Origin of the sequence: Prescottella subtropica, assembly GCF_005434945.1 — a bacterium.
Taxonomy (GTDB): Bacteria; Actinomycetota; Actinomycetes; order Mycobacteriales; family Mycobacteriaceae; genus Prescottella; species Prescottella subtropica.
The window spans coordinates 1-13,688 of record NZ_SKCH01000042.1 but is presented as its reverse complement, the minus strand read 5'-3'; the positions used below and the strand labels follow the sequence as shown (position 1 = coordinate 13,688).

General features: G+C 64.8%; 15 protein-coding genes. 3 read left to right on the top strand and 12 right to left on the bottom strand.

From position 1 onward, the window contains the following. Positions 1-199: 199 nt before the first annotated feature. The 5 genes from E0497_RS19885 to E0497_RS19865 all read right to left on the bottom strand — a co-directional run bounded on the left by E0497_RS19885 (position 200) and on the right by E0497_RS19865 (position 5,289). Positions 200-448, bottom strand: a complete 249-nt coding sequence (locus tag E0497_RS19885; protein WP_137726531.1) for a hypothetical protein — start codon at positions 446-448, stop codon at positions 200-202. A 98-nt stretch (positions 449-546) separates the two neighbouring features. After that, entirely contained in the window at positions 547-1,221 is a 675-nt protein-coding gene (locus E0497_RS19880) for an Abi family protein (protein ID WP_137726530.1), read from the bottom strand. A 134-nt stretch (positions 1,222-1,355) separates the two neighbouring features. Then, positions 1,356-2,540: a sigma-70 RNA polymerase sigma factor region 4 domain-containing protein gene (locus E0497_RS19875; protein ID WP_241665993.1), complete on the bottom strand. Its 1,185-nt coding sequence runs from the start codon at positions 2,538-2,540 to the stop codon at positions 1,356-1,358. A 170-nt stretch (positions 2,541-2,710) separates the two neighbouring features. Then, complete coding sequence (locus E0497_RS19870; protein WP_137726528.1) at positions 2,711-3,658, bottom strand: hypothetical protein; 948 nt, start codon at positions 3,656-3,658, stop codon at positions 2,711-2,713. A gap of 662 nt (positions 3,659-4,320) precedes the next feature. Next, positions 4,321-5,289 carry a recombinase family protein gene (locus tag E0497_RS19865; RefSeq protein ID WP_137726527.1) on the bottom strand — a complete coding sequence of 323 codons (969 nt, stop codon included), beginning with the start codon at positions 5,287-5,289 and terminating at the stop codon, positions 4,321-4,323. Positions 5,290-5,513: 224 nt separating this feature from the next. On the opposite strand from E0497_RS19865, the gene E0497_RS19860 reads away from it, so the two are divergent. Continuing rightward, positions 5,514-6,593, top strand: coding sequence for a DNA cytosine methyltransferase (locus tag E0497_RS19860; RefSeq protein ID WP_161987464.1), 1,080 nt, complete (start codon positions 5,514-5,516; stop codon positions 6,591-6,593). Next, complete coding sequence (locus E0497_RS19855; RefSeq protein ID WP_137726525.1) at positions 6,590-7,918, top strand: hypothetical protein; 1,329 nt, start codon at positions 6,590-6,592, stop codon at positions 7,916-7,918. The genes E0497_RS19860 and E0497_RS19855 overlap by 4 nt, the downstream gene beginning before the upstream one ends. A gap of 72 nt (positions 7,919-7,990) precedes the next feature. Here E0497_RS19855 and E0497_RS19850 read toward each other — a convergent pair whose 3' ends face one another. The 5 genes from E0497_RS19850 to E0497_RS19830 form a co-directional block, all read right to left on the bottom strand. Then, complete coding sequence (locus tag E0497_RS19850; protein WP_137726524.1) at positions 7,991-8,542, bottom strand: very short patch repair endonuclease; 552 nt, start codon at positions 8,540-8,542, stop codon at positions 7,991-7,993. A 274-nt stretch (positions 8,543-8,816) separates the two neighbouring features. Beyond that, the gene (locus tag E0497_RS19845; protein WP_241665991.1) at positions 8,817-9,074 is read right to left on the bottom strand and encodes a Clp protease/crotonase-like domain-containing protein; all 258 of its coding nucleotides are present in this window, start codon (positions 9,072-9,074) and stop codon (positions 8,817-8,819) included. A 2-nt stretch (positions 9,075-9,076) separates the two neighbouring features. Beyond that, complete coding sequence (locus E0497_RS19840) at positions 9,077-9,850, bottom strand: ParA family protein (protein WP_137726522.1); 774 nt, start codon at positions 9,848-9,850, stop codon at positions 9,077-9,079. A 63-nt stretch (positions 9,851-9,913) separates the two neighbouring features. Then, positions 9,914-10,225 (bottom strand): helix-turn-helix domain-containing protein, encoded by a 312-nt coding sequence (locus E0497_RS19835; protein WP_137726521.1) that lies wholly within the window; start codon positions 10,223-10,225, stop codon positions 9,914-9,916. Further along, positions 10,225-11,112: a replication initiation protein gene (locus tag E0497_RS19830; RefSeq protein WP_241665990.1), complete on the bottom strand. Its 888-nt coding sequence runs from the start codon at positions 11,110-11,112 to the stop codon at positions 10,225-10,227. Before E0497_RS19830 ends, E0497_RS19835 begins: the two co-directional genes overlap by 1 nt. A gap of 164 nt (positions 11,113-11,276) precedes the next feature. Between E0497_RS19830 and E0497_RS19825 the strand changes: the two genes are divergently transcribed. Beyond that, positions 11,277-11,975 carry a hypothetical protein gene (locus tag E0497_RS19825; RefSeq protein ID WP_137726520.1) on the top strand — a complete coding sequence of 233 codons (699 nt, stop codon included), beginning with the start codon at positions 11,277-11,279 and terminating at the stop codon, positions 11,973-11,975. Here the strand turns inward: E0497_RS19825 and E0497_RS19820 are convergent. Then, a complete protein-coding gene (locus E0497_RS19820) occupies positions 11,939-12,277 on the bottom strand; it encodes a hypothetical protein (RefSeq protein ID WP_137726519.1) in 339 nt (112 codons plus the stop codon). The genes E0497_RS19825 and E0497_RS19820 overlap by 37 nt on opposite strands. Before the next feature lie 56 nt (positions 12,278-12,333). Then, positions 12,334-12,933: a hypothetical protein gene (locus tag E0497_RS19815; protein ID WP_137726518.1), complete on the bottom strand. Its 600-nt coding sequence runs from the start codon at positions 12,931-12,933 to the stop codon at positions 12,334-12,336. Positions 12,934-13,688 lie beyond the last annotated feature (755 nt).

Sequence of the window (13,688 nt, the reverse complement as noted above, 5' to 3'; positions counted from 1 at the left end):
CCCCGGGGTTTTGGCTTGCGCCTGCCGCGGTCCGCTCGCCGGGAGGCGAGAAGGTGGGGTGGGTCGCCGAACCTCGGTCCCGGACGGCCTAGGCGGGGCAGGAGCGGCGGGGTTGGGGGCATTGGGTGCACGCGGCGGTGCCGCGGTCGCGGAGCAAGCGGATGGTGTTCACGCCGGCGCCGCCGGCGGCGGGTAGTCGTCAGGTGCCGGTCTCGACCCACTCGATCACGGCGTCGGCCGGCACCGCGGCGCCCACGGTGTCGAGGTACTCGAGGACCATCGCACGGGCATCGTCGAGGTCGCGGGTGCCGTAGGTCTGGGTGGTTCCGTGCCCGTCGATGTCGATGTCGATGTCGATGTCGAGTTCGAGACCCGGTAGGCGTCGTCGGCCCTGCCACCACGGCCCGCGGCTCTGCCACCGGCTCACCGTCACCCGGATCTGCGTCATGGTCGAAGCGTCCCACCACTGGACGACAGCGTGGACTTGGATCGGAGCGTCGGCGGCGGTTCGGGCGCCACGACCCCAGCCACACCTCTTGCTGAATGTCAGCGGGGGCGTGCGTGGAGTAGTGCGGGCACGTCGCTACGCGCGCGAACCCAGTCTGCGATGACGGGATCGATCCACCCGAGCACCTCGAGCAGTTCGCTGTGCAGGCCGGCGATGTCTTTCCCGGTGCCAGCAATCTGTGCCCGGTGGATTGGTTCGTGGTGGGCGATGCGGTTGCGGAGGGTGTTGAGGTGATCGAGCCGGGTGTAGACGGTTTGGCGTCGTCGGGGCTGCAGGTGGGGGTATGCCAGGCGAAGGCACGGGGTCCACAGCGTGGCCTCGTAGCTTCTGGCGTGGAGGAACCTCCAGAAGCCGAACATCAGCTCGGCAACGACCCGGCCGGGCAACTCCGGGCGTCCGCCGCGGGTGGCCCGCTGCCGCGCCTTGCCGATGTCGTCCTGGGACGCCGGTCCGAACACCGAGTGGCGATACCAAAGGGGATCACCGTTCTGTCGGTGGTTCCACTGGTGGAGCTGGTTGTGGCAGGCGTTGCGCAGGACGACTTCGAGGTAGCCGAGGTCTTCGAATACCGCGGCGCTGACCTTGCTGTTCCACTCGTAGAGATCCAGTGCCCGTTCGACATCCCCGCCGGCCGCGGCCTTGTACGGCGCGAGGCGTTCGGGGGTGAGCAGCGTGTGCAGGTTCTGGATCAGGGCGGTGGAACGGTTGTGCATCTCACTCCGGGTTCTATAGGGGCTCTGTAGAAGTGCTGTACGATCTTCTGTGAAGACCCCGGATCGGCCTCTGCACGTAGTGCATGTCACCGGGGTTTTGATCTTTAGCGCTGAGTTTGTGCGCATGCGGAGGTCTACTCCACGTCGAAGATTCGGGCGGCCTGCTCGCGGATCCTGTTCAGCCGCTTCGAGACAGCGCTGTGGTTGCGGTACCCCATGATTTCGCCGATCTCGGTCAGCTTGGTGACTCCGCTGTAGAGCAGGACCACGATTTCGCGGTCACGCTCGTTGAGGAGTGTCAGAAAGTCGCCGTACACCGTCCGATCGACGATCTCGGTTTCGGGCCCCTGCACCGGGATGGTGTCGGGCAGCTCGACGAAGCTGACCTTGACCTTCGAACGCTTGCGATACAGCTTCCGCTCGAAGTCCTCCCGAGCACGAGTCCAATGCGGGGAGAAGTCGTCTTCGACCCGGTTGGAGCGGACGGCATCGAGGATGCCCCGCAGACGACCGTCGGCATCGGCCTCCTCGACAGTCCTGCGGGTGATCTCGGCAGCCTCCTCCTCACCGGCCCACAACGTGCCGCCCATCCGGGGATTTTCCACGGTCGCACCCTCGAGAAGCGATCCGTCCTCAAGCACTGCCGGACCTGTGGGCGCACCGTTGTCGACAACCGAGAAATCGCGTAGCCCATCCTGGATCACCTGGTTGACCGGGGGAATCCAGAAGTCCAGGTTGTGCGCCAGCAGCCGGATCGGATCCGAGCCGGCAAAGCCCCGCATGGGGGACATGGGCATCAGATGCCGCCACACGGTGCCGGCCCACGCCCGCGAGAGCCTGGTCTCGAAATCGTGCGGCAGGTAGCTGTCCGGGTTGATCCTGTCGGCGAGGAAAGGCCATTGGCCGGAGGGCAGCAGGGGAAGGCCGTGTCGTTCCGCGACAGCCCGGGGAAGCAGGTGGAACAGCGGCGAATGCTCGTGGTAGCGGGACTTCGTGCGCGGCACGAACACCACGTTGACGTCGCCGCGGTCGGCCACTTTCTCCAGTTCTGGGGGCAGGTCGTCGCCGACGATCCGCCGACGGAACTGGGCCGCCTCCCACAGCATGTTCCATTCTGAGATAGCGACTTCCAGCACCGGCTCGCCACTTCGCGGGGGAAGTGGGACCGTGACGTACTCCGGCGGCGTCGGATCCTGCGCGCGCAGTACGGCCTTGAAGAAGAACCCGGCGGAGATGTTCCCCAGAGACGGGTACCAGTCAGGATCGGCGCGCTCATCCTGCGGATCGAGTACGACGCCCATGTCTTCGGCGTGGTCCATGTCTCCTCCGTCCGGATCGTCGTCAGCTGCGGCTACGTCAGTCGTTGCGATAGCGGTCATGCATATGACACGACAGTGGGGCGGATTTCCGTTCCACACCCAAGATGTGACGCTCGACACTCCGCTGGATGGAATCTCCAATTCTCGAGAGGTTGGCTCGGGAATTGGTCTTACGGGTTCGCCGCGGGCTTCTTCTTGCCCCGGCGCCTTCTACTGGAGGTGGCCACGGTGACAGCTGGTTCGCTCTGAGCCTTGTCCGTCAGGCGGTAGACGTTCCGGCGGCGCTGGGTGTCGAAGGTTGTGGGTCTCGGGCCTGAAGACAGGCTTTCCCGTTCGACACGGAGCAGGCCCAGCTTCTGGAGGCGATGTGTTCCTGTGGCGCGAGTCTGGGCGGAGATGTTGTAGCGCGCGGGGAACTCGCTCGTGCTGAACCAGATTTTCGCCCCTTCGCCGCCCTTCTCGGCGAGCAGGATCAACAGCATGACGAGTTCGGGACCGCTGAGAGCCTGCATGTACCCTTGCGTCCACAGCTTCCCGGGCACCTTGAAGTACATCTGAGCTGCGCGCTGATCTTTGGTGGCGTTGTGGGCCTTCGCGAAGCTGTACCCGGTCGAGGGAAGCCCGTACGCCGCACCTGAGCCGGACTCGTCGAGGAGCGTGACGATGTTCGGGTAGCCGGCCTGTTCAGTCAGTGTGATCAGCCCCGCAGCCTCAAGGGTGCGCATCGCGTCTTTCACGCGTCGCGCCCCCTTGCCCTCCGGGTCCTTGAGGTCGAGCAGGGTGGCCCAGGCCCGAGCGGGCTTATCGGTCGAGAACGGTGCCGAGGAGCACCGCCAGACCAGCGCGAGGTACAGCTTCACCGCCACGACGCCGCTGCGCCCGCCGCTGTAGATACGCGCGAGCGGCGCGACAGGTCCTGCGTCCTCGGTCATTGGCCGCACGAACGACTTGCGAACGGGGGTGTCGATCCGCCGCGTCGACATGGCAAGCTCTCGCGCGGCATCGAGCGATGCCGTCGACACGGTGATTGCTGACCGGGTCGGAGTTTCCCCTTCCAGCGCACCGAGGAGGTCCTCCAGCCCGTCCACCGCGCTCGCCAAACCCTCCTTGGTATCCACCGTTGTCTAAGCGACCTCTCTAGTTATAGCCATAAGGGCACCGCTGTCTTCAGCGTAAAGGTACCCCTCATGTCTATATAAACGGGTATGTTATTTCAACACAAAGGTGTTGGGGTCGGACATAATACTAATTCAAGTTACTAGTGTCAAGACGGATGTTGACGATCTTGGTCGCGACCTGCTACTGTTGCGACAGCTCAGAGGAGAGACTCCGGTTGGGACCTCCGCTCACCGGCGGAGGGCTTGCCCTAGCCCAGGACTCTCCGCTTCGGGATTGTTCTTCCGGTTGGAGCCCCTTCGGGGGATGGTGTCCCAGCCCAGGGGAAACGAGCCGATGTACCTGCGGTGACGGGATGGGTGCTGTATGGAGACGTCGAGCCGGATACCACCGACGATCGACCTCCGGGGCTGGGATCGGAGCCGCGTGTGACCGCGGTAGCCCGATCAGTTTCCACCAGGCTCAGCAGCGAACGAAGGGCGCGCCACTAGAGGTAGTGGCGCGCCCTTCGTGCTTTCAGGATCAGCGTACGTCCTGACGAGCTCCCAGCAGGATGTGTCTCAGAATCGAACCCTTCCAGGATGCCACCCGGGCCACCGCCACGGATGCTCTCTACCTTGAGGTGTCCTGTCTCGAAAACCGGTCTCGAACTCTGACTCAACTGTCAGGAGTGATTGGTGCACAATAGATTCGGGTCCGTAGACCAACCCTGATCTTCGAGCCAGCTGAGGACGGCTACGGGTGGATCGGCGGCGGGTTCGCCGCCGATGACCAGCGGCCCGTCGCCGCAGCGACTGCAGTTGATCGCCGTGACCTGCTGGTGGGGTTGGCAACGGACACAATGCCGATGCTCGCTGACCCGCCCACCTGAGCCGATGTGCAACCAGACCATGGTGAGATCGTCGAGATGGGGGCCCGCATCCTTCCGAGTTGATGGCCGATACCCGCAGGTCGGGCACGTTAACTGGTCCGCACCTGGACTGGACGTGGAAACCTCTGCCGGAACAGGACTCTCGTCCTCCTCCGGGGCCGCGGGTGCGGGCGCGACGGTGACCGGCTCGGACGGCCGCGACGGTAGGTGCCGGTACAGGGTGGAGCGGGTCAGTCCGGTCTTGGCGGTGATCTCGGCGACGGTGGCGCCGGCGTCGCGGAGCTGGGCTGCATGGGCGATCTGGGATTCGTTGACCACCGACGGGCGGCCGGTGCGCCGGCCTTTCGCAGTGGCGACTTGGCGGGCGTGGGCTGCACGTTCGAGGGCGTAGGTGCGTTCCATCTGGGCGAACAGTGCCAGCAGTACGACAGCCAGCTGTGCCATCGGGTCGTCCGGGTTGCTCGAGTCGATGCGGATCGGGTCGGCGAGGTTGCGCACCCCTATGCCACGCTCACGCAGGTGGTGGATCAGGTTCAGGGTGTCGCGGACGTTGCGGCCGAGCCGGTCGAGCGTGTGAGTGACGATGACGTCGCCGTTGCGGGCGTACTCGAGCAGTGCGGTCAGGCCGGGGCGGTCGGTGGTCGCCCCGGATTTGCGATCGACGTAGATCCGGTCGCCAGCGATGCCAGCGGCGGTGAGGGCGTCGATCTGCCGCTCGAGGTCCTGTTTGGTCGTCGACACCCGCGCATATCCCAGATCCACGCACGGCAGTGTATCGAAAGTTGTTCCCGTAGCGAGGTTTCGACACACTGTTTCGGAATCAACTTATGGGACGTTGTGACCTGGGGTGATCCGGTCCGGCTTTCTCCGGCGGGTGACTGTCTCACTACCAAGGAACTGAGACGGACGGTGCCTAAGCGTCTGGGTATGGGCAGCTCCGCGCCGTGTGTCGGTGCAGTGCGTCATGCTTCGAGACGGTTAGCTCGGTGTGGAAGGATCTGGTGGTGCTCGTGACTGATTTGCCGACCCTGGACCTCTTCGCTGGCGCTGGGGGGCTTAGCCAAGGCTTGGCAGCGGCTGGTCTCGATGTTGTCGGCGCGTCAGAGATGGACCTGGACGCGCTGGCCACGTACACCGCGGCTCATGCCCGGTTTTCTCCCGACACACCAATTCAGGTGTTCGAGGGCGATATTGCAGCACATTCGTTCCGCAGCCTGCGAGGGAATGTTGCAGTCGTCGCTGGTGGTCCTCCGTGTCAGCCGTATTCAATGGGTGGCCACCGGCGTGGCGTTCTCGATGAGCGTGACGGCATCCCGCAGTTCCTGCGTGTTGTGGCAGAGGTCAAGCCGGAAGCGTTCCTGATGGAGAACGTGCCGGGATTGGCTAAAGGTGCCCAGCTGGCTGTTCTGGAACAAGCGATCGAACAGTTCCGCGAACTGGGCTTCGACGTGCACTGGCGCATACTGCACGCGGCGGACTTCGGTGTCTCGCAACGCCGTCAACGGTTGCTCGTCGTTGGCACTAGGAAGCCGGGTTTCACATGGCCGACGCCCACCCACGGCCCTGACGCGGCACAGCCGTGGGTCACGGCAAAGGAGTTGCTTGACCCCGAATGCCTGGTTGGCGAGCCAAATAGGGCGATTGTCACCTACGCCAAGAGTCCGGATCTGCGCCCGTCGCCATGGGACGGCCATCTCTGGAACGGCGGTGGCCGGCCGATCAATCCCAATGGCCTTGTACCCACACTCTTGGCCTCGATGGGTGGCAACAAGACGCCCTGGCTGGACGGCGACAGCGTGGTACCGACGTATCACGCGCACCTATTGGCAGGTGGCGCTCCCCGCAGCGGCATCGTCCCCGGTGCACGGCGGATCACACGCCAGGAGGCCGCGTTAGTACAGGGCTTCCCTCTGGACATGCCATGGCAGGGTCGCAGCTCGTCCCAGTACCGGCAAATCGGAAATGCTGTCCCGGTGCAGTTGGCGCGCGCGGTCGGGTCCGCGGTCGTGAGCACTCTTCTTGATTCTGGCCAAACGGCAGAGGATCGCAGGATGGCTGTCGCGTGACAGAGAACGGGACATCTCACTCGATCGATGCCGGAACGGCAACCTCACGTTTTTCGTCGTACCCGGCCCGCAGCCAACAAGTGAAGAAGGACCTTGAGAGCATCTTTCGAGCGCGGGCTGACAAAGAGGCCCGCGAAACTGTAGCGATCGGGGACGAGACACGGGAAGTTCTCGACGCGGTAGTGGCGCCGCTCCGCCTCGACCCGCCGCAGGCCAGCCAAGCTGCGGAAGCTGCGCTCACCATTGCCCAGTTCTCTCTCACCGAGGGGAGAGTGCTGAACGTCGTCGACCCCTCCCGCGGTGACTTGAGCGAGACGGGGCGTCTCCACGGCGACCGCGGGGCCAGTGACCATCTGTGCAATGAGATCCTTCAGCCGCGACAGATTCCGGCCACTAAAGGACCTCTGCAGTCCTCGAGTTTCCGCAGCGGCTATCTGTCCAAACAGGTCCGGAACCCTTCACTGAAGGACTTCGTCAAGTGGCAGTCTCAGGAGGGCACGACCCTCGATCAGGTTCGGGCATTCGTCATCGGCGTTGTCGACACCATGCTCGACCAGGCATCCAAGATGCCTCCGTGGGTGGAGATTGCCGCGTCGCGGCTGACATTCGCCAACTTCTTGCGTCTGCGGGAGCGCCTACTGGAACAGGGCAGTGGGGGCGCTTTCGAGCAGTATCTCCTCGCCGGCCTGATGGAGGCCGAACTCGCTCAAGGTCCGTCCGGGCACCGGGTAGACACGAAGAATGTAGGAGCGAACGACAAGGCAACCAACTCGCCTGGTGACATTGTCATACGAGAACGACAGGCACCACGCGCCGCATTCGAGGTGACCGCCGCCGCGTGGGAATCCAAAGTCGGACAACTCGATGCCGCCGCAGGCCAGGGTTTGAGCGAAGCGACGATCGTCGCCCCAGGGGTGGCTGGGGGTCCCAGTGCTGAGCAGATTGCCGCCAAGATCGAACCAGTAGCGACACGCCTTGGAATTGACCCCGCGGTGGTCGACCTCCACGCATACATGGACATACTTGCATCGCGAGTGTCTCCGCACGGGCGGGCTGAGGCGTTGACTTTCGTCTACCGATGTTTGGTGCGCTGGCATTCCAGACAACCGAATCTCGCGCAACGGCTCATTGACGTCCTACAGGGGCTCAATCTTGTCGCTGGCAGCGGCGTCGTGTCCTCGGTGTCAGCCGAGGTCTCTGATATCGACGCGTCCATCCGGCGAGTGCGGCACCAGCTCTCTGAGGACGGTCTCGAAGACCACCCGGGAATGCCCACTGCTCTGAGGTCATTGGCTGACGACCTGGAGCGAGACGACGAAAGTTGACTAACGCGGCACGACAACGCGCCGCCCTCGGTCTCGGTCAGAACCGGATCTGGCCCTAGTGCAACTGAAAGCTCACGATCGGGCTTCTCCTGACGCCATCTCACGGGAGGGAGAACCCGGCCCATGCATGCTTTCGCTTTGGCGGACCCGTGTCCTACTTCTTACCTCGGTGATCACCATTTCGGCGACCTCCCTCGGGTCGTCGTGCTCCCACGCGCGAAGCGAGAGCCAGCCGGCGGCGCGAAGTTGCCGGTCGGTGTCGCGATCTCGTGCTCGATTTCTTTCGATCTTTTCACGCCAGTAGGTCCCGTTGACGGTGGTTGTGCGCTGGCCGTGGGTCGGACACCCGTGCCAGTAGCAGCCGTCGATGAACAGCGCAACGCGGGCCGACCTAAAGACAACATCAGCACGCCGACGCAGGTTCTCCAGCGGGGCTGTGTCGACGCGGTATCGCAGCCCGTCACGATGCAGTAGACGGCGAACTGCCAGCTCCGGCTTGGTGTCACGGCTTTGTTGGCGTTGCATTCGTGAGCGCACTGATGGTGTGCTCGCCCACGACGTAGTCTCCGTTGGCCGGGGCCTCCGTACTGCAGTCTTCGGTCGGCCATCTCTGCTCAAGGCCATACAGCCATTGTGATCTGTTCTGCGCGTGTGTGAATCCGGCGTCGGTGACAGGAACGGAGTGAGTAGGGCGTCTGCTACTCACTGGACTCAATGCCTACGCGAGCGCCTTGCCGGCGCAGTGGGTCCCGGTGGAGCTGCGTCGGCGTGCCGTTCCGGGGATGGTCGGCGCATTGTTGATGCGGTGCGCGCAAGAGAACCTAGCAAGCTGACTTGCTGTAAAGAATGATTGGTAACAACCATTCTTTACAGCAAGTCAGCTTGTCATCTGCGCAGATCAGGCTTGTTTTTGGTCGAGCCATAGCTCGAAAGCCTCGGCTGTGGCGGCTTGCAAGGTGGTTCCGCGGGTGGCGACTGCAATCTTCACCTGTCGCAGGAGTTCCGGGTCGAGGCGCGCTGAGAACTGCGTCAGTTTTGCTGGCTCGGCAAGGGGCGCGTCGGACTTCTTCGGTGCTAGGGGGTGGGTGTCGGCACCGGGGGCCTTGGTCAGCTTCTTGCCGCCGAAGGCGCCGGCCGGCTGATGCTTGGCGGGCATGGTCATCCCTTCTTCACGATGCGAGTCAGGTACTCGTCGAAGATCTCGATCAGGTCGGCGGCGCGGCTGCCGTACGAGTGGATAGGGGCGCGGGCGCCGCGGGCTTCGGTTAGGGCCGTTCGCATCGGTACGACCGGATCCCAGAGTCGCTCTCCGAGGGCGTCGCCGAGCTCGGCGGCCCGGAAGTCGGCTTCCCGGCTACGTGGTGGGACCTTGTTGAGGACCACTCCGAGGACTTCGAGGTCTGGGTTGTAGTGCTCGCGGACTGTCTCGATCGTGTCCATAACGTTGGCGACGCCGGCGCTGGCGTCGATGCTCGGCTCCGTCACGATCAGAACACCGGTCGCTGCGATCAGGGCATTGGACACGAGCTTGCCCACGCTCGGCTGGCAGTCGACGAGGACCAGGCCGAAACGCTCAGCGAGGTCGGGGGAGTCGAGGGCTTTGCGCAGTCGCATCTCCGCGCCGAGCTGCTGGTCGGCGTCACGCTGCGCCAAAGAGAGATCGGCGGGGATCACGGAGACGCCCGGCCATGAGGTCTCGACGACTGCTTCGGCGGCGATGCCTCGCTGGTCGGCGTAGAGCACATCGTTGACCGTGAACTCGGTGTCGGTGATGCCGAGACCGGTCGTGGAGTTCCCCTGCGGGTCCATGTCCACCACGAGCGTGGGAATTCCGGCGGCGCTGGCCGCTGACGCGAGCCCCAGCGTGACCGCGGTCTTTCCGACTCCACCCTTCTGGTTGGCGACTGCCACAACAGGTATGGAAGAAGTCATGTATGCAATCTAACATGCAGGCCTTCATGCATGAGAGAAAGAAAACATGGTGCTGATCTGCATCTAAGAGAGGACAACTTCGTCGTCTTCGGCAGGCGTCTGCGACGCGCCCCCCGTCTCTTCGAGTTTGCGGGCGTCGTGCAGGATTCGACCGACGGCACCGGTGGAGATGCCCATCGCCTCGGCGATGTCCTTGTATTTCATGCCTTGCTTCCGCAGGTCCACGACACGGTCACGGCGCACTTTCGCCCGCTCGAGGAACTCATCTCTCGGTTCAGCGAACAGCCGTTGGATGGTTCGTGTTGAAGCCCCGAACTGTTCGGCGGCTTCGCGTGCTGTCATCTTGCGGCGTACAGGATGCTTCGCTCCGGGCATCAGATGATCGCCTCCAACATGGCCTTCTCGTCGAACTTGGTGGCTCGTTTCCGGTTGGCCTCGATCTTTGCAGGGGTCATGACTCGGCCGCCTTTGCTTCCGCGGTGGGCTTGGCGGGCGCGGTAGGCGGCCTCGTCGAAGTTTCGCCAGATCCATTTGCCGATGGAGTGGGCGGTCGCACGGACCTCGACGAAGGGCAGGGGGTCGGCGAACTGGGTGTTGATGGCATGGCAGTGCTGGAGTACGAGGAGTAGCCACTGGTCGAGGGTGCCGTTGCGGTGGTGCCACCACTGGGGGTAGGCCCATGTGCGGGCGGTGTCGAACATGGTGACGTTGCGGCCGAGGCCCGCGGCGCGGTCGGGCCGCCGCGGAGCCTGCCGGGGAGTATTGATGGTGGCGAGCTGGCGCAGTGTGTACGGGGTGGCGGGCCCATAGATGGTTTCCCAGTCGGGGTGGATGGGGTTCTTGGTGAGCTGCCCGCCGTAGGAGAAGTCGCCGCCGACGCAGAGTTTGAGACCGGTTTCGACGCGGTGCGCGTAGCGCAGTGGTGTCAGTCGGGCGGAGTCGGTGCGGCAGACATGGTTGGAACCGAGCCACCAGCCGAGGTGCGCGCGTCCGGAGGGGGACTGGGCGACCCAGTTCGGCGCGGGATGATCCCGGGGCTGCTCGAACGCGCGCATCGCGGCGTCGGGGTGGTCGCAGTCGATGACGATGGATCCGAGCAGGGCGTGGGGGGAGTGTTCGACGTAGCGCATCGTCAGGGCGTCTTCTCGGCTCATCCGGTACTGGCCGCGGTCGAGATAGTTCGTCGCATGGGGACGGTGCGGGAGCAGCACCTCCTCGGCCCACTGCGCGTCGTTCAGTAGCAGTGCCCCCGCTGTGTCCATGCCGGACAGAGTGCCACACCAAGATCGATGTTCGGGTCCGACACGCCGAGCCATATACAAAATTATTCGGGTACGCCGAGCCAAGCCATATCAGGTATCCCGGCGTCCGGGCGTTCTCACCTACTCTCCGTCCGGTCTTGGTTTCTGTTCGGAGTGGAGGATGTGTGCTCGATCTTGCGCCGTACGTGCAGTCGTGGATGGAGCGGTTGGCCTGCCGGCGTCCGGTGTTTCATTCCGAGAGCGACTTCCAGCTCGCGTTGGGGCTGGTGCTCGCCGAGGACATGCAGCGTCTGCGGCTGGAGAAGAAGGTGACGGTCAGCGAGCCGGTGGGAGGTCTACGCCGGTTGTCGGTCGATGTGCTCGGCGAGCTGGCGGGCCAACGCATCGCGCTGGAGTTGAAGTACCCGAAGAAGCGGCTACGGGTGAGCATCGACGGGGAGAAATTCGACCTGCCGGCCTCGGGCGCACCGGACCTCGATGCCTCCAAGATCTGGAGGGACGTGCAACGGGTCGAACGGCTGATCCTCGACGACATCGTCGATGCGGGCGCATCGCTGACACTGACGAACTACCCGTTTTGGGGCGAACGCAGCTGCAGCGCACGGTCCCAGGCGCATGAGTTCCGACTGTGGGACGGCCGCGATGTCGACGCTGGATCGCTGGCCTGGCAGCTCAAGGGCGACCGGATCGGAGAATGCCTGCCGATCGCCTCGGCGTACCGGTGCAACTGGCGGGACTACCGCAGCGACAGCGAGAGTGCTGACGTCGGGTTGCGCTACCTACTGTTGCAGCCGGATCTGCGTCCAGGTGCCGGGGCTGCGCCTGTTTACGGGCCGAGTTCGTGGTCGATGCGGGCTCGGTAGCGTTCGCGGAGTTCGTCGACGTCGGAGTAGAGGGCGCTGGCGATCTGATCCCAGGACAGGCCGCTGGCGAGCGCGTATTTGATGATCGCGTGGCGTTGGTCCTCGACGCAGCGGCGGAGCTCCCCGACGAGCGCGAGCGCGGTCTTGTGGTCGTCGGGCGTCAGCGGTGGCAGGTCGTTGCGGTAGGTGCGCTGTCCGGTGGCACGGAAGTAGCGGCCGAGTTGTTCGACGGCTTCGGCGGTGTTCGGTGGGTCCATCCGGATCGTCCAGTCGACGATGTGACGGGGCGTGTTGTCGGTCACCGGCGTGTCCCTTCTCGCGGTGCGGGCATGGTTTCGTGTCGATCGGCGGGTTCGATTCAGTGCGATTTCTTCGCTTGGAGACGTTCGAGTGCGCGGCGCTGCTGCCGCGACAGCCCTGCCGTATCGGCGCGGGAGGCGGCGGGTTCCGGCGGTTTCGGGGTGACGTTTCGGCGGTAGTCGTCGAGTCGTGGGGCGAGCCGGAGTGCGGCCTCGTGCAGGGGGCCGGTCAGTTGCCGGCCAGTGAGGCGGGGACCGAGTCCGGCGCTGAACGAGTCCAGGATCTTCGCGAGCAGGTCTGAGTTGCGTAGGACGTGCATCGCGATGTCGTGGTCGTCGAGATAGCGGGCCGGGGTCGCGGTCGGGGACGGGTCCCGGTACTCGACCACGGGCATCGGAACGGGTTTCTCGATGGTGCGGGTCTGCCGGATCACCTGGATGCCGACGGCGCCGGTGCGGGCAGCCTTGCGGGCGCTGTGGGCGTCGCGGCGGCACTGATCCGAACACCACACCCGCGGCCGGCCCCGTCCGACATGCGCGGGAACCGGCTGCTGGCACCACGGGCAGATTCCCGGATCCGCACCGTCGTCGTCGCGTGTGTTCGCGGTGTTTCCGCCTGTGGTTTCGGTGTTCTCGTGCGACGACGACGGGGTGTTCATGCCGCGAATCTTATTTCGTCGCGCCAAAAGTCCACTCATAGTGCATGAGGTGTGTGGGATTTTTCAGTGGGCCGTTCGGGACCACGGCCGGGTGAGAACGCTGGTGCGGAACGTGGCGGGATCGGCTGCGGGAGGTAGGCCGGGTACGGCACATGGTGCGGGAATGCGGATCGATCCTTTGCACGTTCCGGTCGTCGCCTCGGCGCCCGAACACTCCTCCCGCGACCGGCGTATCCGCGCCCGCGTCCGGACGCACCCGGAGGGCGGCGACGGCGGTCGTCCCTTCCCTCTCCGAGGCGGCGGTCCGGTGGCGGCCGGCGAAGTGCTGGTGTTCGGGGTTCGCGTCCCGGGAGCGCCGTACAGCGGTTCGCGGGCGCCAGTTGTCGCGCGGCGCCGAGCATTTCTCGGCATGCGACACCGGCGCGAGGGGATGGGACTGCCTCGTCCTGAGAACGGAAGAGCGGGTGCTGCCGCGAGGCCGCTGCGCGACCTCTTGCCTTCTGACTCCGGGTATAGCCCCGACGTGTGGGCGCGACGGTTCGCCGCGAATCGCCGCAGCCGATCCTTACGCGACCGCGAAACCGCCGGGCGGCACCGGAAACAGGAGAAGGACAGAGCAAGATATTCCAAAACCCCGGGGTTTTGGCTTGCGCCTGCCGCGGTCCGCTCGCCGGGAGGCGAGAAGGTGGGGTGGGTCGCCGAACCTCGGTCCCGGACGGCCTAGGCGGGGCAGGAGCGGCGGGGTTGGGGGCATT

Excerpts from the sequence above, each read along its gene's own strand:
- E0497_RS19885 (WP_137726531.1), bottom strand. The coding sequence starts at position 448 with ATGACGCAGATCCGGGTGACGGTGAGCCGGTGGCAGAGCCGCGGGCCG.
- E0497_RS19880 (WP_137726530.1), bottom strand. The coding sequence starts at position 1,221 with ATGCACAACCGTTCCACCGCCCTGATCCAGAACCTGCACACGCTGCTC.
- E0497_RS19875 (WP_241665993.1), bottom strand. The coding sequence starts at position 2,540 with ATGGACCACGCCGAAGACATGGGCGTCGTACTCGATCCGCAGGATGAG.
- E0497_RS19850 (WP_137726524.1), bottom strand. The coding sequence starts at position 8,542 with ATGGCCTTGAGCAGAGATGGCCGACCGAAGACTGCAGTACGGAGGCCC.
- E0497_RS19845 (WP_241665991.1), bottom strand. The coding sequence starts at position 9,074 with ATGCCCGCCAAGCATCAGCCGGCCGGCGCCTTCGGCGGCAAGAAGCTG.
- E0497_RS19840 (WP_137726522.1), bottom strand. The coding sequence starts at position 9,850 with ATGACTTCTTCCATACCTGTTGTGGCAGTCGCCAACCAGAAGGGTGGA.
- E0497_RS19835 (WP_137726521.1), bottom strand. The coding sequence starts at position 10,225 with ATGCCCGGAGCGAAGCATCCTGTACGCCGCAAGATGACAGCACGCGAA.
- E0497_RS19830 (WP_241665990.1), bottom strand. The coding sequence starts at position 11,112 with ATGGACACAGCGGGGGCACTGCTACTGAACGACGCGCAGTGGGCCGAG.
- E0497_RS19815 (WP_137726518.1), bottom strand. The coding sequence starts at position 12,933 with ATGAACACCCCGTCGTCGTCGCACGAGAACACCGAAACCACAGGCGGA.